Source organism: Pseudomonas sp. Tn43 (genome assembly GCF_014192635.1).
Taxonomy (GTDB): Bacteria; Pseudomonadota; Gammaproteobacteria; order Pseudomonadales; family Pseudomonadaceae; genus Aquipseudomonas.
Genome location: NZ_JACHYG010000003.1, coordinates 237,634 through 256,294, shown reverse-complemented (window position 1 = coordinate 256,294; position 18,661 = coordinate 237,634). Strand labels below are relative to the sequence as shown.

General features: G+C 59.8%; 14 protein-coding genes. 12 read left to right on the top strand and 2 right to left on the bottom strand.

Going from position 1 to position 18,661, the window contains the following annotated elements; all coding sequences use genetic code 11:
• Window positions 1-41: 41 nt before the first annotated feature.
• The 5 genes from FHW68_RS09670 to FHW68_RS09650 all read left to right on the top strand — a co-directional run bounded on the left by FHW68_RS09670 (window position 42) and on the right by FHW68_RS09650 (window position 4,558).
• Window positions 42-731, top strand: coding sequence for an ABC transporter permease (locus FHW68_RS09670; RefSeq protein WP_007904805.1), 690 nt, complete (start codon window positions 42-44; stop codon window positions 729-731).
• Window positions 728-1,426 (top strand): ABC transporter permease, encoded by a 699-nt coding sequence (locus FHW68_RS09665; RefSeq protein WP_183680143.1) that lies wholly within the window; start codon window positions 728-730, stop codon window positions 1,424-1,426. Before FHW68_RS09670 ends, FHW68_RS09665 begins: the two co-directional genes overlap by 4 nt.
• 1 nt (window position 1,427) lies before the next feature.
• Window positions 1,428-2,540, top strand: coding sequence for a M14 family metallopeptidase (locus FHW68_RS09660; protein ID WP_095634593.1), 1,113 nt, complete (start codon window positions 1,428-1,430; stop codon window positions 2,538-2,540).
• A gap of 27 nt (window positions 2,541-2,567) precedes the next feature.
• Window positions 2,568-3,332 (top strand): ABC transporter ATP-binding protein, encoded by a 765-nt coding sequence (locus tag FHW68_RS09655; RefSeq protein WP_095634594.1) that lies wholly within the window; start codon window positions 2,568-2,570, stop codon window positions 3,330-3,332.
• Between the two features lie 245 nt (window positions 3,333-3,577).
• Window positions 3,578-4,558 (top strand): GlxA family transcriptional regulator, encoded by a 981-nt coding sequence (locus tag FHW68_RS09650; protein WP_095634595.1) that lies wholly within the window; start codon window positions 3,578-3,580, stop codon window positions 4,556-4,558.
• A 23-nt stretch (window positions 4,559-4,581) separates the two neighbouring features.
• Here the strand turns inward: FHW68_RS09650 and FHW68_RS09645 are convergent, their stop codons facing one another.
• The gene (locus FHW68_RS09645; protein WP_311655370.1) at window positions 4,582-9,624 is read right to left on the bottom strand and encodes a dermonecrotic toxin domain-containing protein; all 5,043 of its coding nucleotides are present in this window, start codon (window positions 9,622-9,624) and stop codon (window positions 4,582-4,584) included.
• Window positions 9,625-9,928: 304 nt separating this feature from the next.
• On the opposite strand from FHW68_RS09645, the gene FHW68_RS09640 reads away from it, so the two are divergent.
• From FHW68_RS09640 to astE, 7 genes are all read left to right on the top strand, one after another.
• Window positions 9,929-11,149: an aspartate aminotransferase family protein gene (locus FHW68_RS09640; protein ID WP_095634597.1), complete on the top strand. Its 1,221-nt coding sequence runs from the start codon at window positions 9,929-9,931 to the stop codon at window positions 11,147-11,149.
• Window positions 11,150-11,437: 288 nt separating this feature from the next.
• Complete coding sequence (gene aruF, locus FHW68_RS09635) at window positions 11,438-12,457, top strand: arginine/ornithine succinyltransferase subunit alpha (protein WP_095634598.1); 1,020 nt, start codon at window positions 11,438-11,440, stop codon at window positions 12,455-12,457.
• An 88-nt stretch (window positions 12,458-12,545) separates the two neighbouring features.
• Window positions 12,546-13,568: an arginine N-succinyltransferase gene (gene astA / locus FHW68_RS09630; protein ID WP_183680139.1), complete on the top strand. Its 1,023-nt coding sequence runs from the start codon at window positions 12,546-12,548 to the stop codon at window positions 13,566-13,568.
• Window positions 13,565-15,034: a succinylglutamate-semialdehyde dehydrogenase gene (gene astD, locus FHW68_RS09625; RefSeq protein WP_183680483.1), complete on the top strand. Its 1,470-nt coding sequence runs from the start codon at window positions 13,565-13,567 to the stop codon at window positions 15,032-15,034. The genes astA and astD overlap by 4 nt, the downstream gene beginning before the upstream one ends.
• A gap of 169 nt (window positions 15,035-15,203) precedes the next feature.
• The gene (gene astB / locus FHW68_RS09620; RefSeq protein ID WP_095634601.1) at window positions 15,204-16,550 is read left to right on the top strand and encodes an N-succinylarginine dihydrolase; all 1,347 of its coding nucleotides are present in this window, start codon (window positions 15,204-15,206) and stop codon (window positions 16,548-16,550) included.
• 54 nt (window positions 16,551-16,604) lie between these two features.
• Window positions 16,605-16,895, top strand: coding sequence for a hypothetical protein (locus FHW68_RS09615; RefSeq protein WP_007904718.1), 291 nt, complete (start codon window positions 16,605-16,607; stop codon window positions 16,893-16,895).
• A gap of 12 nt (window positions 16,896-16,907) precedes the next feature.
• On the top strand, window positions 16,908-17,918 hold the full coding sequence (gene astE / locus FHW68_RS09610; protein WP_095634602.1) for a succinylglutamate desuccinylase: 1,011 nt from the start codon (window positions 16,908-16,910) through the stop codon (window positions 17,916-17,918).
• Window positions 17,919-18,043: 125 nt separating this feature from the next.
• Here the strand turns inward: astE and FHW68_RS09605 are convergent, their stop codons facing one another.
• Window positions 18,044-18,553, bottom strand: coding sequence for a 6,7-dimethyl-8-ribityllumazine synthase (locus FHW68_RS09605; protein WP_095634603.1), 510 nt, complete (start codon window positions 18,551-18,553; stop codon window positions 18,044-18,046).
• Window positions 18,554-18,661: the final 108 nt, after the last annotated feature.

Below are 18,661 nucleotides of genomic sequence, written 5' to 3'. Positions count from 1 at the left end.
TTTGCGCCATTTTTTCATCCCAACTTTCGAGGACCTGAATCATGTTGAAAGGCTACGGGGCTGTCATCCTCGATGGCGCATGGCTGACGCTTCAGCTCGCCTTGTCGTCCATGGTCCTGGCCATTGTTCTGGGGCTGATCGGCGTTGCGCTGCGTCTGTCCCCGATACGCTGGCTGGCCTGGCTGGGCGACCTGTACTCCACGGTGATCCGCGGTATTCCCGATCTGGTACTGATCCTGCTGATTTTCTATGGCGGCCAGGACTTGCTCAACCGTGTCGCGCCGATGCTCGGTTATGACGATTACATCGACCTGAATCCGCTGGCCGCCGGTATCGGCACCCTGGGTTTCATCTTCGGTGCGTACCTGTCGGAAACTTTCCGTGGTGCCTTCATGGCAATCCCGAAGGGGCAGGCAGAAGCCGGCATGGCGTATGGCATGAGCAGTTTTCAGGTGTTCTTCCGGGTGTTGGTGCCGCAGATGATTCGTCTGGCGATTCCGGGTTTCACCAACAACTGGCTGGTGTTGACCAAGGCGACCGCGCTGATTTCGGTAGTCGGTCTGCAAGACATGATGTTCAAGGCCAAGCAGGCGGCAGATGCTACCCGCGAGCCTTTCACCTTCTTCCTCGCAGTGGCGGCGATGTACCTGGTGATTACCAGCGTCTCGTTGCTGGCATTGCGTCACCTTGAGAAGCGCTACTCGGTAGGCGTAAGGGCGGCTGATCTATGATCTTCGACTACAACGTCATTTGGGAGGCCTTGCCGCTGTACCTCGGCGGTCTGGTGACCACCCTGAAATTGCTCGCACTGTCGCTGTTCTTCGGTCTGTTGGCGGCGCTGCCGCTGGGGCTGATGCGCGTCTCCAAGCAGCCGGTGGTGAATATGAGTGCCTGGCTGTTCACTTACGTGATCCGCGGCACGCCGATGCTGGTGCAGCTGTTTTTGATCTACTACGGCCTGGCGCAATTCGAAACGGTACGTGAAAGCTTCCTCTGGCCATGGTTGTCCAGTGCCACGTTCTGTGCGTGCCTGGCCTTCGCTATCAATACCAGCGCCTACACCGCTGAAATCATCGCCGGCAGCCTGCGCGCCACGCCGAACGGCGAGATCGAAGCGGCCAAGGCCATGGGCATGTCGCGGGTCAAAATGTACAAGCGGATCCTGCTGCCATCGGCCCTGCGCCGGGCACTGCCGCAGTACAGCAACGAAGTGATCATGATGCTGCAGACCACCAGTCTGGCGTCCATCGTGACCCTGATCGACATCACCGGTGCAGCGCGTACGGTCAACGCTCAGTTCTACTTGCCGTTCGAAGCCTACATCACCGCCGGCCTGTTCTACCTGTGCCTGACCTTCATTCTGGTGCGCCTGTTCAAAATGGCCGAGCTGCGCTGGCTGGGCTATCTGGCCCCGCGGAAGCACTGATATGGAACGTATCGATCATGTTTTGCCGTGGAGTCACCTGGGCAGCGAGCGCCGGATTTCGGTGTTCCGCTTCGGCGCTGGCGAGCGCAAGGCCTACATCCAGGCCAGCCTGCACGCCGATGAACTGCCGGGGATGCGCACGGCCTGGGAACTGAAAAAACGCCTGACCGAACTCGAAGCCCAGGGCTTGCTGAACGGTGTGATCGAACTGGTGCCAGTGGCTAATCCGCTGGGCCTGGGTCAACTGCTTCAGGGTAATCATCAAGGGCGATTCGAGGCGGGTAGCGGCAAGAATTTCAACCGCGATTTCGTCGAGCTGAGCGAGCCCGTGGCCGCTGAGCTGCAAGGGCATCTGGGTGACGATCCTCACGCCAATATCCGTTTGATCCGTGAAACCATGAGCGATGTGCTGGCTGCCTTGCCGCCGGCCGCGAGTCAGTTGCAAGGCATGCAGCGCATCTTGCTCAGTCATGCCTGCACCGCCGACGTGGTGCTGGATCTGCATTGCGATTGTGAAGCGGCGCTGCACATGTATGCCTTGCCGCAACACTGGCCGCAATGGCGTTCGCTGGCCGCACACTTGAACGTCAAGGTCGGGCTGTTGGCGGAGGATTCCGGCGGCAGCTCCTTTGATGAAGCCTGTTCGCTGCCATGGCTGCGTCTGTCGCGTCTGTTTCCGGATGCCCGGATTCCACTGGCCTGCCTGGCAACGACCATCGAGCTGGGTGGTCAATCCGATACCGGTCGCGAAGAGGCGGTGGCTTGCGCCGAAGGCATTCTGGCGTTCCTCGCGGAACAAGGCTTGATCAGCGGCGAATGGCCAAAACCTGCGCAAGATGCTTGCGAAGGCCTGCCGTTCGAAGGCACTGAATTGCTGTTCGCGCCGCATCCGGGCGTGGTGAGTTTTCTGCGTAAACCCGGTGAGTGGGTTGAGGCGGGCGACGAGATTTTTGAAGTGATCGATCCGTTATCGGATCGGGTCAGCACGGTGTGTGCTGGTACGTCCGGGGTGCTGTTTGCCATTGAACGGCTGCGTTATGCCCAACCCGGTTTCTGGCTGGCCAAGGTGGCGGGGCGCGAAGCGCTGCGTCACGGGCGCTTGCTCAACGACTGACTGACTGTTTTTGTGAGAACCGACCGCATGTACAAACTTGAAGTCCAAGACCTGCATAAACGCTATGGCAGTCACGAAGTGCTCAAGGGCGTGTCCCTGAAAGCGGCGGCTGGCGATGTGATCAGCATCATCGGCTCCAGTGGCTCCGGCAAAAGTACTTTCTTGCGCTGCATCAACCTGCTCGAGCAGCCGCACGCGGGCAAGATTCTGCTCAACAACGAAGAGCTGAAACTGGTCGCCAACAAGGACGGCGCGCTGAAAGCCGCCGACCCGAAACAGCTGCAACGCATGCGTTCGCGCCTGTCGATGGTGTTCCAGCATTTCAACCTGTGGTCGCACATGACCGCGATGGAAAACATCATGGAAGCGCCGGTCCACGTGCTCGGCATATCCAAGAGCGAAGCCCGCGAAAAGGCCGAGCATTACCTGAACAAGGTCGGTGTTGCCCATCGCAAAGACGCTTACCCGGGCCACATGTCCGGCGGCGAGCAGCAGCGTGTGGCGATTGCCCGGGCGCTGGCGATGGAGCCTGAGGTGATGTTGTTCGACGAGCCGACCTCGGCCCTGGACCCTGAGTTGGTCGGCGACGTGCTGAAAGTCATGCAGGCCCTGGCGCAGGAAGGCCGGACCATGGTGGTGGTGACGCACGAAATGGGCTTTGCCCGTGAAGTGTCGAATCAGCTGGTGTTCTTGCACAAAGGCGTGGTCGAGGAAAGCGGCAACCCGCGCGAAGTGCTGGTCAATCCGCAGTCCGAGCGTTTGCAGCAATTTTTGTCCGGCAGCTTGAAATAATCAGGACTGTCGTTATGCACCGCGATTGTGCATGCTTCGCGATTTAGAGGCCGGCCCCGATCCCTGTGGGAGCTGGCCTGCCAGCGATAGCGGTGGGTCAGTTTGCATCTGTGGCACAGACACACCGCCATCGCTGGCAGGCCAGCTCCTACAATTTGATCTCCATCGGTTTCAAGATTTGTGTTCATTTACAGGCTAGCCTTGGCCCAAGCCTTCATTCTGTTCTTTGCTTCGGATTGCCCGCCATGACTGCCCATCGAATTGGTTTCCTGATTTGGCCCAGCACAAAAGCTCTGACGCTTGCGCTGGCTGAGGAGGCCTTGCGTGTTGCCCAGCGTGTGCACCCGGACGTCGTTTACGAACTGTCGTTCTTGCAGGCCGAACCATCGACCGAAGGCGCCTGGCAATTGCCAGGTGAACCCTGGGCCGGCAAGCTCGAAAACTTCCAGAAACTGTTCCTGCTCGCCGATGAGCCGCCGACCTCGCTTGCGCCGGCACTCAGCAGTGGGCTGAAACAACTGGTGCGCGCCGGTTGTGTAATCGGCGGCTTGTCGGCCGGTGTTTACCCGTTGGCGCAGTTGGGTTTGCTCGACGGATATCGCGCGGCCGTGCATTGGCGTTGGCAGGACGATTTCGCCGAGCGTTTCCCGAAGGTGATTGCCACCAGCCACCTGTTCGACTGGGACCGTGATCGCCTGACCGCGTGCGGCGGCCTGTCGGTGCTTGACCTGTTGCTGGCGGTGCTGGCCCGCGATCACGGCGCCGAACTGGCCGGTGCGGTGTCGGAAGAACTGGTGGTCGAACGCATCCGGGAAGGCGGCGAACGCCAGCGCATTCCGCTGCAGAACCGCTTGGGCTCCAGTCATCCGAAGCTCACCCAGGCGGTGTTGCTGATGGAAGCCAACATCGAAGAGCCGCTGACCACCGACGAAATCGCCCAACACGTGTGCGTATCGCGTCGGCAGCTGGAGCGCATCTTCAAGCAATACCTCAACCGCGTGCCGAGCCAGTACTATCTGGAATTGCGCCTGAACAAGGCTCGGCAGATGTTGATGCAAACCAGCAAGTCGATCATCCAGATCGGCCTGTCATGTGGCTTCTCTTCGGGGCCGCATTTCTCCAGCGCCTACCGCAACTTCTTCGGCGCCACGCCGCGGGAAGATCGCAACCAGCGGCGCAGCAGCAGCCCGTTCGAGTTGTCGTCGGTGCCATCCGAACGCGGTTGATCAGTCGTTGAATCTGGCGTCGATCACTCATCGACGTCAGAGCCTTCGGACGATGACACTTCCATTTCCGCTTGATCAATGACCGCATCGACGCCGAAGTAAATACCTGTCTGCCTGAAATAATCGATCAGCATTTGCAGGCTTTCCTCTGACAACGGATTGCTTCTCAGATTGATGCCTTCGCCAATCTCCCGTGGCAATTCCCGAATCTCGGCGGGTATATGGATGATTGCGTTTGCGCTGAGATCCACAGTGTTCAGGGAGTTGAGTTGCAACAAACCTGGCGGCAATTCAGTGATGCCGGTGTTGTTCAGCAGCAGGGTCGTGAGGCGGGACATCTGACTCACGTCTGGCGGGGCCCCCAGCGGGTTGTCGCTCAGGTCCAGATAATCAAGCCACTCCATCTGTGCCAGTTCCAAGGCACTGTGTGCCGTCAGGGTGAGTTGGCAATCGGTCATCGACAAGGCGGTCAGATCGCCCATCCTGAAAATCGCTTCGGGAAAATGCTGCTGTCGGTAGTTAACGAGGGTCAGCCCCTTGAGGCGAGGAAAGCTCTCCAGAAAACGCTCGGCCCCAGAGGACAGCCCATCAACGCTGTGCAAATACAGCAGCGAGACGTGACTGAAGTCGGCCCGCAGCGTCGGCAAGTTACCGGTAATAATGGTGGGCAGGCTCAGCTCATAGGTGGGCAGGAGCTGCTGATTGAAATCATCCAGAGTGGTTTGCCGGCGCCAGCAACGTTCCACAATCCGTTTGAATTCATCCCGGATCGAATGCTCGCTGAGCAACTCCTGCGCGGTAAAAGGGGCGCCGCTCACCGGATGCACCGCCGGTACATCTGCGGTCCAGGCTGAGAGGTCGTTGCTGAGGGTGTTGAATTCGCTTTCCAGGCGCGTGATCGCCACTTTGCCGTCGGCCAGCGTGCCGGGCAGCAAATAGATTAATTCACTGGCTTCCTCCTGATCCATGCCTGGGTACAGCGCTTGCACCCGATCGATATCAGCCTGTTCGGCAAACACTGCGAAGTCCTGGCGCGTGCGGCCGAAATGGATTTTTATGCGTTCTCGGGCAATGACTGAAAGCGGATTTGCGCCGAGATCGAAGCCTTCCCGGGTAGCGTTGGGAAGATTGAAAAGTGCCTCGGGCAGCTCCTGAATGCGGTTGTCGTTGAGCAGGGCGGTTCGAAGGTGTGGCCGAGTCAGTAAACCGGAGGGGAATCTGGAAATGCCGGTGGCCGAGACGTCGATGTAGTTCAGGTGCGGCAAATTTTCGACATTAGGGATCATTCCCAGCGGGTTTTTGTACAAGTCCAGAATTACCAGTTTATCCAGGGCCGACAGGGTCGCATGGCTTTGTTGCGTCAGGGTGATGGCGCAGTCGCTCAGAATCAGTTCATTGAGGTTCGGCCATTGCTCAATGGCCTGCGGCAAGCGATTGAGGCGCAAACCGCGCAAGGCCAGACGACGCAAGCCGTGGAATCCGCGTATGAATTCGTGGACACCTCGTGTGGCGATATGGCCGTCCAGCGACAGGTTTGTCACGTGGTCGAAGCCCGCGCTGAGGGCTGGCAGCTCGCCCAGTATCGGTTGGGAGAAGCGGAAGTCGACACTGTGATCCTCGCCGTCGGGCGGTGAGGCTTGTTGTCGCCAGCAGTCGAGTAATTCTTGTGCCAGGTCTCGGCGATTTCGCTGCTGGATGCTGAATTGTTCTGGGGGGATTCTTATCTGGGTGTCCGGCATCAACAGCGGGATTTCGTCACGCCACAGGTGCAGGTCATTGCGCAGTCGCGCGTATTCGGCCATGAGCCGGGTCAGCTCTGCCCGCGGGCCGGTCGGATGCTGTTGCAAGCGTTCGACAAAGGCGTGCAGTGCTTCGCGCGATAGCTGGGGGAACAGCTGATGGGCGCGGGCCTGCAAGGTTGGCGTAGCGTACGGCGCGCGATGGTAGCCATCCGCGCCACCGAGCAAACGCATGACAGTCGGGCCGTAGCTGGGTTTCAACAGCGGATGTTGCGCCAATACCGAACGCAGTTCATCGCGGTTCAGGGCATGGCTGCGAATCAGCTGTTTGAGTTTTTCGCCTTCGCCAATGTGGATGCCGAGTGCCGAGCGCTCGCTGTCCGGTAGCGCCTGCAATAGCTCCAGATAAAACGTGCTCGTGCCGCTGAGCTCAAGGCCGTTATCGTCAAAGGCCTGGTAATCGCCATCCGCATTGAGAACGAGCACTTTGCGGATCGGCGCATCGGCATTGCCGACATGGTCGAGCAAGCGTCCACCATGGACGTATTCGCGAATCTCCAGGCGCAATTGTCCTGACCAGCCAGGCAGTTGCTTCAAGGTGTGCAGAGCCAGGCGATCGGTGTCGGGGTTGTTGGCGGTTGAGCGGAGCTCCAAGCCTTCGTAGGCCCTGGTCACCCTGACTTGCAATCGGGCTTCACGGGTGAGCAGTGCCAGGCGTTTGGATAAGTTGCCGCGCTCCAGTTGTTGCAGCTCTTGGTCGCTGGCCGTTTGCAGCAGCGCTTGCGCCACGCTGGTCGGCAAGCCGGGTTCGGCTTCAATGAGTTTTTGCACCAGCGGGGAAGTGGCGCGTTCGAGCTTGCGGTATCGATTGTCGAAGAGAATTTCCCGTTTACTCTCGGCGAGCGCTTTCAGTGTCGCGCGTAAAGTGCGGGCGCGGGTATCGAGGCTTGGAGCCGGCGTGCCGAAATGTTCACCCAGCAGTGTTCTGGTTTCGCTTTCCCCAAGCTTGAGGAATAGCGTTCTGATCAGGTCACCGTTGCTCAGTTGCGTTTGATTGATCTGCACCACGGTTTGGTGGGCGGTGCTGCGCTCCCAAAGGGTTCGCGTTGCGTCGACCAGACGCAATCCTTTGTCAGCCGGCCAGTAGTTGTAGTCACACAGCAGTTCCAGTTGTGCGATGGGGTCGGCCTTCAGGTAGTCAATCGGCTGTGCGCTGCCGATCAGATCGATAAAGGTCTGGAGGTCTTGATCGATCTTGAAGCGTTTGAGCGTGTCGGCCAGCAATGGCGGCAGCTGTCCGGTATTCACATGCATTTTGCGCAGGGCATTCTCATGGCAGTGGCTGATGCTGAGCATGCGTTCGCGCATTGACGGTGAAAACCGTTGCATTTCGGGGCCGATACGGCGCAACACCGTGGCCTGGTCCCAGCTCAGCGGCTGGTCGACCTCGGTTTGCCAAGCGCCTTTGCCATTGTGCTTCAGCGCGGGTTTGTAGGTTTGCGGGCGAGTCGGGTGTTCGATGCGATACTCGCCGCTCACCGGATCCAGGGACGCGCTGTAGTGTTTGTTTTCCAGGGTCAGCAGGGTTTTGCCCGCGTAATGGTGTAGCCCGAGTTCATCGGGCTTGATGTCGTCAGGAAGCGCGAGGGGTTGTTCGTAAGGGGTCAAGTCGGGGTTCCAGTAGCGGGTGGCGCCGGTGGGCGTCTGTACCGGATTGAAACGGTCGATGAATTGCACGATTTCCCGGGGCAGAACCGCACGGAACTCCCCCGCAGCAATAACACCTCCGGCCGCAAATGTGCCCAGTTGCACGGCCGACTCGACCACCCCCATGAAGTGCTCGAAGGCTTCAACGGTCAGGCCTTGCGCCCAGTCGAGAATGCCTTCGAAGGTTTCATCGAGTAACTGGTAGGCCATGTAGGCCAGCATCAACTCGCCGAGAAATGGCACGAACGGCAGGGCGACGAAGGAGACGATATTGATCAGGGCCGAGGCGATTTCACTGAACGAATCCCATAGCGCCCAGCGCGCTTTCTGGTCGACGGTCGCCGTCGATACCGCGACAACACGTGCATCGTTGAGAAGCTTGTCGAGCTTGCGCTGATAGAGATGAGTCCATAGCTCCGCTTTTATCGGCGTTGCCGCCATTTGCAGATTTACCCGTCGGGCGGGAGTTTCTCTCCAGGTGGGGCGTGGATCGCCAGGTTGAAGCGGTTGCCAGGTGATGGGGGTGAGACGGTTGTTCAACTGAGCGAAGAAGTGCCCGCGATCCTCATGGTCGATAAAGCGACTGAAGAACTGTTGATAGTCATGATTGCGCAAGCGCTGGGTCAGGTCTTGGGCGAAGGCGCCGCTGGAGGGATATTCCTTGATCGGGTGTTCGGGGTCGTCGGGGATATAGGCCACCACTCGGGCCGCTGCATGCGCCCGTTCCAGGTCCGGGGAAAACAGCACGATGCCAGTCAGGCGCGCGTTCATGATGGTCAGTTCATGACAGCCCCATGTCTGTCCGTGCAGGCGTAAATGCTGCAGGCCGTCGAGTAAACCAAGGATCAGGCGATGGGCATCGCCGCCAAGCCGGTTTTGCATGTAGGCCATTTGCAGGGCGGTGTCGAGGGCCGTTTTCTGGCTATCGCGGACTCTGGCTTGCAGGATCGCCGCGACCACCGGGTTGCTGATGCCCAGGTTTTCTTCGAGGTAGGTTTTGTAGTGTTCGCCAATATCCAGTTCCCGGCACAGCTGAGTGAATGCCGCGATGGGCATTTTTAGCCGGACGTGCGGCAGCTCATTGAACTGTCCCGCAGGGGAGGGCGCACTGATGTAGGTCGAGGCGGCCTCAAAGGCGTCGCCCTCGGTCTCGCTGCTTTCGAAGTTGTGCAGCGCGGCGTCCAGCAGCGACACCGTCCAGATGCGCGCCGCGCCCGACTTCAGCCGCAACCAGGGGATATGGGCGGGAATATAAAGACGCAAAAAAGTTTGACGGACGTCCAGCACCAGGCCGAAGCGCTTTTTCAGCGCTGCAACCAGCAATGGTTCGGCAAAGTCGCTGGCATTTTTCAACTTGGCCAGGGACTGGTCAACGCGATTCTGTGCTTGCCAGTGCAAGGCATTGAGTTCGCGTAATTCGGCGTGCTGGCTGCGGGACGCGCTGTCGAGGCCGGCCGGCAAACGTGGTTTTGCCTTGCTCAAGGCTTCGCGCTTTTGCGCAGTCGCCTGCGTCAGCCAGCGGGGGATGACGCTCATCAAATGCTGGTAATGGGTGTCCCTGTTAAAGGGTGGCATCGGATCGAGATGGAGAGCGTCCGGATTTTCGTTGGTCAGGCTCATGAAGGTTGCCGTTGGCGTTAAGAAGACCTCAGAAAACACCCTGAGCGCCGACGACGTGCGGTACATATATACCGCCACCGTAAAATCCGGATGAGTAAGATCCTCGCAGCCTGCCGCAAACCCTGCAGGCAGTTTAAACTGCGCCTTTGCGACGGTATTTGTCGCATTGCCGTAAACCCGGGCAAAACCTGTGTTTGCGCTATAAGAAGTTGTCGCTTGGCGGCAAGGCCGGGCTGAAAACTGTCCTTACAATCCCCTCATCGCTCGCCAGTTCCAGGCGAGTGTTCCTCTTCAGGAGACTCCGATGTCCGTTGAGCACGCTGCGGTAGAACGCGCCGATTTTGACCAGGTAATGGTTCCCAACTACGCGCCAGCCGCTTTCATTCCTGTGCGTGGTGCCGGTTCCCGTGTTTGGGACCAGTCTGGCCGCGAGCTGATCGACTTCGCCGGCGGGATTGCCGTTAACGTATTGGGCCATGCGCATCCGGCGCTGGTCACTGCATTGACCGAGCAAGCGAACAAGCTGTGGCACGTGTCCAACGTGTTCACCAATGAGCCGGCCTTGCGTCTGGCTCATAAGCTGGTCGACGCCACTTTTGCCGAGCGCGTGTTCTTCTGCAACTCTGGCGCCGAAGCCAACGAGGCCGCTTTCAAGCTGGCCCGTCGCGTGGCCCATGACCGTTTCGGTACCGAGAAGTACGAAATCGTTGCCGCGCTCAACAGCTTCCACGGCCGTACCCTGTTCACCGTGAACGTCGGTGGCCAGTCGAAGTACTCCGACGGCTTCGGTCCGAAGATCACCGGCATCACCCACGTGCCTTACAACGATCTGGCTGCGCTGAAAGCGGCTGTTTCCGACAAGACCTGCGCGGTGGTTCTGGAGCCGATCCAGGGCGAAGGCGGCGTACTGCCAGCCGAGTTGTCTTACCTGCAAGGTGCGCGTGAACTGTGCGATGCGCATAACGCGCTGCTGGTGTTCGACGAAGTTCAGACCGGCATGGGCCGCAGCGGCAAGCTGTTCGCCTACCAGCATTACGGCGTGACCCCGGACATCCTGACCAGCGCCAAGAGCCTGGGCGGCGGTTTTCCGATCGCAGCGATGCTGACCACCGAAGACCTGGCCAAACACCTGGTCGTCGGCACCCACGGCACCACGTATGGCGGCAACCCGCTGGCGTGTGCGGTCGCTGAGGCGGTGATCGATGTGATCAACACGCCCCAAGTGCTGAATGGCGTCAGTGCCAAGCACGACAAGTTCAAGACCCGTCTTGAGCAGATCGGCGAGAAATATGGCCTCTTCACTGAAGTTCGCGGTCTGGGCCTGCTGCTCGGTTGCGTGCTGAGCGATGCCTGGAAAGGCAAGGCCAAAGACATCTTCAACGCCGCCGAGCGTGAAGGCCTGATGATTCTGCAAGCCGGCCCGGACGTGATTCGTTTCGCCCCAAGCCTGGTGGTTGAAGACGCCGATATCGATGCTGGCCTGGACCGTTTCGAACGCGCCGTGGCCAAGCTGACGCAAGCCTGATAGACCCCTCGACGCCTGATGATTTCAGGCGTCGAACCCAATTTTTTGTGCCGGGCCAAACCAATGTGGGAGCGGCTTGTTGTGGCGAGGGGGCTTGCCCCCGTTCGGTTGCGAAGCAATCGTAAACCGGTCACCACCTTCTGATCCAAGATCGTGGCGACTGGTTTCAGGGGCGCTTCGCACCCCAACGGGGGCAAGCCCCCTCGCCACACAAGCTCGCTCCCACAGTCTCCTCAAGGGCGGCCCGGATATTTTCTTCTGTGAATTTTTCGAGAAAGGAGTGACACCATGCTGGTGATGCGCCCCGCACAAATGGCTGATCTGGGCGAGGTACAGCGTCTGGCTGCGGACAGCCCGATTGGTGTCACTTCCTTGCCGGATGACGTTGAACGCCTGAGCGACAAGATCGCCGCAAGCGAAGCCTCGTTCGCCGCCGAAGTCAGCTTCAACGGTGAAGAAAGCTATTTCTTCGTCCTCGAAGACACGGCCACCGGCAAGCTGGTCGGCTGTTCGGCCATCGTTGCCTCGGCCGGTTATTCCGAGCCGTTCTACAGCTTTCGTAACGAAACTTTTGTGCATGCCTCCCGCGAGCTGAAGATTCACAACAAGATCCACGTGCTCTCCCAGTGCCACGACCTGACCGGCAACAGCTTGCTGACCAGTTTCTACGTGAAGCCGGAGCTGGTGGGTTCGCCTTGGGCTGAGCTCAATTCCCGTGGTCGCCTGTTGTTCGTGGCCAGCCATCCGGAGCGCTTTGCCGATTCGGTGGTGACCGAGATCGTCGGTTACAGCGACGAAAATGGCGACTCGCCGTTCTGGGATGCCATCGGTCGCAACTTCTTCGACCTCAACTACGCCGAAGCCGAGCGTCTGTGTGGCCTGAAAAGCCGCACCTTCCTGGCCGAACTGATGCCGCATTACCCGATCTACGTGCCGTTGCTGCCGGACTCCGCTCAAGAGGCGATGGGCCAGGTGCACCCACGGGCACAGATCACCTTCGACATCCTGATGCGTGAAGGCTTCGAGACCGATCACTACATCGACATTTTCGACGGTGGCCCGACGCTGCATGCCCGCGTCTCGGGGATCCGTTCGATCGCCCAGAGCCGTGTCGTGCCGGTGAAAATTGGCGAGCCGGTCAAAGGCGCAGGTCGTCAATATCTGGTGGCCAATGCCCAGTTGCAGGATTACCGCGCCGTTTTGCTTGAGCTCGATTACGCGCCGGGCAAACCCGTCACCCTGGATCTTGAAGCGGCCGAAGCCCTGGGCGTCGGTGAAGGTGCCAGCGTGCGCCTGGTGGCGGTTTAACGCCTGCTGCTATGCCTAGTAAAGAATGAATGCTTAGTAAAGCAGCGAGTTTCACGGGCAGCGCCAGCGGCCCGTTTGAGGAGATAGCATGATTGTTCGTCCCGTACGCAGCAGCGATTTACCCGCTCTGATCGACCTGGCCCGCAGCACCGGTACCGGCCTGACCACCTTGCCGGCCAACGAAGAGCGTCTGGCCCATCGGGTCGGCTGGGCCGAGAAGACCTTCCGCGGCGAAGCCGGGCGCGGTGATGCGGACTATCTGTTCGTACTCGAGGACGACAACGGCCGCGTGGTAGGCATTTCCGCCATTGCCGGCGCCGTCGGCCTGCGTGAGCCCTGGTACAACTTCCGGGTCGGCCTGACGGTCAGCGCCTCCCAAGAGCTGAACATTTACCGTGAAATTCCGACGCTGTTTCTGGCCAACGACCTGACTGGTAACTCCGAGCTTTGCTCGTTGTTCCTGCACGCCGATTTCCGCAGTGGCCTCAACGGCCGCATGTTGGCCAAGGCGCGGCTGCTGTTTATCGCCGAGTTCCCGCAGCTGTTCGGCAACAAGATCATCGCCGAAATGCGCGGTGTGTCCGATGAGGCCGGGCGTTCGCCGTTCTGGGAAAGCCTGGGTCGGCACTTCTTCAAGATGGAATTCAGCCAGGCCGATTACCTCACTGGCGTGGGCAACAAGGCGTTTATCGCCGAACTGATGCCGAAATTCCCGCTGTACACCTGCTTCCTGTCGCCAGATGCGCGCAACGTGATCGGCCAGGTTCACCCGGATACCGAGCCGGCACTGTCGATGCTCAAGAGCGAAGGCTTCAGTTATCAAGGCTATGTCGACATTTTCGATGCCGGCCCTGCGGTGGAATGCGAAACCACCAAGATCCGTGCGGTCCGCGACAGCCAGGCGCTGGTATTGGCCATCGGCACCCCGGGTGACGACGCCACGCCATTCCTGATTCATAACCGCAAGCGCGAAGACTGCCGGATCACTGCCGCACCAGCACGCTTCGCCGCCGGCACGTTGGTGGTCGATCCGCTGACCGCCAAACGTCTTCAACTCAACGCTGGCGATCAAGTGCGCGCCGTTCCGTTGTCCGCTCGGGAGTCGAAATAATGAATTCGCTATACATCGCCGGTGAATGGCTGGCCGGTCAGGGTGAAAACTTTCAATCGGTAAACCCGGTGACCCAGCAAGTGCTGTGGGCCGGCGAAGGCGCCACGGCCAGTCAGGTCGAATCGGCTGTGCAAGCGGCGCGTCAGGCGTTCCCGGGCTGGGCTCGTCGTCCCCTGGAAGAACGCATCAGCGTGCTGGAAGCCTTTGCCGCTGCACTGAAGAATCACGCCGACGAGCTGGCTCGCACCATCGGTGAAGAAACCGGCAAACCCCTGTGGGAAGCGGCGACTGAAGTCACCAGCATGGTCAACAAGATTGCGATCTCGGTGCAGAGCTACCGCGAGCGTACCGGCGAGAAGAGCGGTCCGCTGGGCGATGCCACTGCGGTATTGCGCCACAAACCACACGGAGTGGTGGCGGTGTTTGGTCCTTACAACTTCCCGGGTCACTTGCCGAACGGACACATCGTGCCGGCGCTGCTGGCCGGTAACAGCGTGCTGTTCAAGCCAAGTGAACTGACCCCGAAAGTGGCTGAGCTGACGGTCAAGTGCTGGATCGAAGCCGGTCTGCCGGCCGGCGTGCTGAACCTGCTGCAAGGCGCTCGCGAAACCGGTATCGCCCTGGCGGCTAACCCGGGCATCGACGGCCTGTTCTTCACCGGTTCCAGCCGCACCGGCAATCATCTGCACCAGCAGTTTGCCGGTCGTCCGGACAAGATCCTCGCGCTGGAAATGGGCGGTAACAACCCGCTGGTGGTGGATCAGGTCGCGGACCTCGATGCCGCTGTTTACACCATCATTCAGTCGGCCTTCATTTCCGCCGGTCAGCGCTGCACCTGTGCGCGGCGCTTGCTGGTGCCGCAAGGCGCCTGGGGCGATACGCTGCTGGCGCGTCTGGTGGCCGTCAGCTCGACGATTGAAGTCGGTGCGTTCGATCAGCAACCGGCGCCGTTCATGGGCTCGGTGATTTCCCTCGGCGCTGCGAAAGCGCTGATGGATGCGCAAGAACATCTGCTGGCCAACGGCGCCGTGGCGCTGTTGGAAATGACTCAGCCCCAGGCCCAGGCAGCCTTGCTGACCCCGGGCATTCTGGACGTAACGGCGGTTGCCGATCGCCCGGACGAAGAGCTGTTCGGTCCGCTGCTGCAAGTGATCCGCTACGCTGATTTTGAAGCGGCGATCGCTGAAGCCAACGACACCGACTATGGCCTGGCGGCTGGTTTGCTGTCGGATTCCGAAGCGCGTTATCAGCAGTTCTGGCTGGAAAGCCGGGCCGGTATCGTCAACTGGAACAAGCAGCTGACCGGTGCGGCGAGCAGCGCGCCATTCGGCGGTGTCGGCGCATCGGGCAACCATCGCGCCAGTGCCTACTACGCCGCGGATTACTGCGCGTACCCGGTGGCCTCGCTGGAAACCCCGAGCCTGGTGTTGCCAGCCACCCTCACGCCTGGCGTGAAGATGGTGTAAAGCCCAATCGCGGGCAAGCCCGCTCCCACAGGATTTGCGTCGGTCACAACATGTGTGAACACCTCCGAACCTGTGGGAGCAGGGCTTGCCCGCGATGGCCGCGACTCGGTCGCACTGAACAGTTAGTTACTGAAGCCTTATAACAACAGATTCTCGTGGAGCCTCGCTGATGAAATCCTATGAAGTCAATTTTGACGGTCTAGTGGGGCCGACCCATAACTACGGCGGCCTGTCCTACGGCAACGTCGCCTCCCAGAGCAACAGCCAGCAGTCTTCGAACCCGAAGGAAGCCGCGCTGCAAGGCCTGGCGAAGATGAAAGCGCTGATGGAAATGGGCTTTCAGCAAGGCGTTTTGGCGCCACAAGAACGTCCGGACGTAGCCGCATTGCGCCGACTGGGTTTCAGCGGTACCGATGCTCAGGTGATCGAGCGCGCCGCCAAAGAGGCCATGCCGCTGCTGGTTGCCAGTTGCTCGGCGTCGAGCATGTGGGTGGCGAACGCCGCCACGGTCAGCCCGAGCGCCGACACCGCCGATGGCCGCGTGCATTTCACCGCCGCCAACCTGAACTGCAAATACCATCGCAGCATCGAACACCCGACCACCAGCCGCGTACTGGGGGCGATGTTCGCCGATCAGAAGCATTTTGCTCACCACGCCGCTTTGCCGGCCGTGGCGCAGTTCGGTGATGAAGGCGCGGCCAACCACACCCGTTTCTGCCGTGATTATGGTGAAGCCGGCGTTGAGTTTTTCGTATTCGGTCGCAGCGCGTTTGACACCCGTTACCCGAACCCGCAGAAGTATCCGGCACGCCAGACGCTCGAAGCGTCCCAGGCGGTCGCGCGTTTGCACGGGTTGAGCGATGACGGCGTGGTCTATGCCCAGCAGAACCCTTCGGTGATCGATCAGGGCGTGTTCCACAACGACGTGATCGCGGTGGGTAACGGCGAGGTGCTGTTCTATCACGAGGACGCCTTCCTCGATACCGAAAAGATGCTCGCCGAACTGCAAGGCAAACTCGCAAAAGTCGGTGGGAAATTTCAGTCGATCTGCGTACCGCGTTCCGCGGTCACGGTGGAAGACGCGGTACGTTCCTACCTGTTCAATAGCCAGCTGCTGTCGCGTCCTGACGGCTCCATGCTGTTGATCGTGCCGGAAGAATGCCGTGGCAACGAGCGTGTCTGGCAGTACCTGCAAGGCCTGACCAGCTCTGGCGGCCTGATCCGCGAAGTGAAGGTTTTCGATCTCAAGCAGAGCATGCAGAACGGCGGTGGCCCGGCTTGCCTGCGGTTACGCGTCGCACTTAACGAAACCGAACTGGCGGCCGTCAACCAAGGGGTTATCATGACCGCACCGTTGTACGGCACATTGACCGAATGGGTCGACAAGCACTACCGCGACCGCATGACCGAAAACGATCTGGCGGACCCGCAATTGTTGCTTGAGTGCCGGACGGCACTGGATGAACTGACGCAAATCCTTAAACTGGGCGCGGTTTATCCATTCCAGATCAATTGAAAGTCGGCGCATGAATTGAATGCGCCGCGCTATCTCCAGACGAGAGCGTAAAACATGAGCGATACCCTGCAGCTGATCCTTGAAGACACCGACGGCACGCAACTGGAAACGTCCTGCACCCGCGTCGCGGTCATGTGGCAAGGCAAAGAGCTGTGGATCCAGCAGGATGGCCGCGGCCAGTTGCTGATTGGCGTGGACGTCGAAGAAGGTGACGCTGAATACGCCAACCTGCTGCTGCGCCCATTGGCGACTAATCTGGTAAGTTTGCAACTGGAGATGGAACCGGCCGACGTCGGCGATGATGAGGACCACGTACACGGCCCGGATTGCAATCACGACCACTAAGGAAACCGCTCTATGCTCGCCCTCGGCAAACTGCTTGAACTGACCCTCGCCGGCCGCGAACCGGCGGAGAAGACTCAACTGACTGTCGAAGGCGTGCGCATGCGCTGGTTGAGCGAAGGTGCGCTGGAAGTCCGGCCACCTGAAGCTCGCGACAACGGCCTGGACCTGCTGCTTTCGGCCGGCATCCATGGCAACGAAACAGCGCCGATCGAGCTGCTCGATCGCCTGTTGCATGACATCGCCCGTGGTGACTTGAAGCCGCGCGCACGTATTCTGTTTCTGTTCGGCAACCCGGAAGCGATTCGCAAAGGCGAGCGTTTCATCGAGCAGGACGTCAATCGGCTGTTCAACGGCCGGCACGAACAAACCAGTGGTTCCGAGGCCTTGCGCGCGTGTGAGCTGGAACGGCTGGCGGCGACTTTCTTCAGCCTGCCAGAGCGCGATCGCCTGCATTACGACCTGCACACGGCGATCCGCGGCTCGAAAATCGAGCAGTTCGCCCTGTACCCCTGGAAAGAAGGTCGTCAGCATTCACGCCAGGAACTGGCTCGCCTGCGCGCCGCCGGCATGGAGGCGGTGCTGTTGCAGAACAAACCTTCCATCGTCTTCAGTTCCTACACCTACGACAAGCTCGATGCCGAGTCTTTCACCCTGGAACTGGGCAAGGCCCGGCCGTTCGGGCAGAACGAGGGGGTCAACGTCGACCTTCTTGAAACCCGCTTGAAGCAGATCATCGAAGGCACCGAACCGCCAATCACCGCGGACGGGCTGGATGGCTTGCAATTGTTCAGCGTCGCGCGGGAAGTGATCAAGCACAGCGATAAATTCCACCTGAACCTGCCGGCGGATATCGAAAACTTTTCAGAGTTGGATGTGGGGTATGTGCTGGCCGAGGATATCGCCAATACCCGCTGGATCATCGAAGAGCAGGGCGCCCGGATCATCTTCCCGAACCCCAAGGTCAAGAACGGCCTGCGCGCCGGCATCCTGATCGTACCGACCACCGACGAAAACCTGACCTGACTTTCGCGCAACGATCGTTCCCACGCTCCGCGTGGGAATGCAGCCCGGGACGCTCCGCGTCCCAATAGCGGACGCAGAGCGTCCATTGAGGCATTCCCACGCAGAGCGTGGGAACGATCATTCGACTAGACGGCTACCGCGCGAGGCTCACTTCGACGCAGCGCCCGCATCTTGTGCAGCGTATCCGCGCAGGTCTTCGCCGCTTCCTGGCCCTTGTGCACGAAATGCTCGAAGAAGAACTTCTGATGTTCTTCGCCAGCATGGAAGTGGTGCGGGGTCAAAACCACCGAGAACACCGGCACTTCGGTTTCCAGCTGTACCTGCATCAGGCCGCTGATGACTGACTGGGCGACGAATTCGTGGCGATAGATACCGCCGTCGACCACCAGGCCCGCTGCGACGATGCCGGCATAGCGACCCGATTTGGCCAGCAGTTTGGCGTGCAGTGGAATTTCAAAGGCGCCGCCGACTTCGAAGAAATCGATGTCCGACTCTTGATAACCCTGAGCAATCATTTCACCGACGAAGCCTTTACGGCTCTGGTCGACGATATCCTTGTGCCAGCAGGCCTGGATGAACGCGACGCGCTCGCCCTGATGGTTTTTGCTTTTGCTATCGATTGCGGTGGGTTGCATGTTCTGACTCCTGTTTGTGTGAAAAACAGGGCGTTATGAATCGAATGGGATTTAAGCGTACGCAGCCACAAGTGCCTGCGGACGGCGCTTTGGTGCAGAGCCTAGGCG

Coding starts and splice junctions, on each gene's coding strand:
- FHW68_RS09670 (WP_007904805.1), top strand. CDS start 42: ATGTTGAAAGGCTACGGGGCTGTCATCCTCGATGGCGCATGGCTGACG.
- FHW68_RS09665 (WP_183680143.1), top strand. CDS start 728: ATGATCTTCGACTACAACGTCATTTGGGAGGCCTTGCCGCTGTACCTC.
- FHW68_RS09660 (WP_095634593.1), top strand. CDS start 1,428: ATGGAACGTATCGATCATGTTTTGCCGTGGAGTCACCTGGGCAGCGAG.
- FHW68_RS09655 (WP_095634594.1), top strand. CDS start 2,568: ATGTACAAACTTGAAGTCCAAGACCTGCATAAACGCTATGGCAGTCAC.
- FHW68_RS09650 (WP_095634595.1), top strand. CDS start 3,578: ATGACTGCCCATCGAATTGGTTTCCTGATTTGGCCCAGCACAAAAGCT.
- FHW68_RS09645 (WP_311655370.1), bottom strand. CDS start 9,624: ATGAGCCTGACCAACGAAAATCCGGACGCTCTCCATCTCGATCCGATG.
- FHW68_RS09640 (WP_095634597.1), top strand. CDS start 9,929: ATGTCCGTTGAGCACGCTGCGGTAGAACGCGCCGATTTTGACCAGGTA.
- aruF (WP_095634598.1), top strand. CDS start 11,438: ATGCTGGTGATGCGCCCCGCACAAATGGCTGATCTGGGCGAGGTACAG.
- astA (WP_183680139.1), top strand. CDS start 12,546: ATGATTGTTCGTCCCGTACGCAGCAGCGATTTACCCGCTCTGATCGAC.
- astB (WP_095634601.1), top strand. CDS start 15,204: ATGAAATCCTATGAAGTCAATTTTGACGGTCTAGTGGGGCCGACCCAT.
- FHW68_RS09615 (WP_007904718.1), top strand. CDS start 16,605: ATGAGCGATACCCTGCAGCTGATCCTTGAAGACACCGACGGCACGCAA.
- astE (WP_095634602.1), top strand. CDS start 16,908: ATGCTCGCCCTCGGCAAACTGCTTGAACTGACCCTCGCCGGCCGCGAA.
- FHW68_RS09605 (WP_095634603.1), bottom strand. CDS start 18,553: ATGCAACCCACCGCAATCGATAGCAAAAGCAAAAACCATCAGGGCGAG.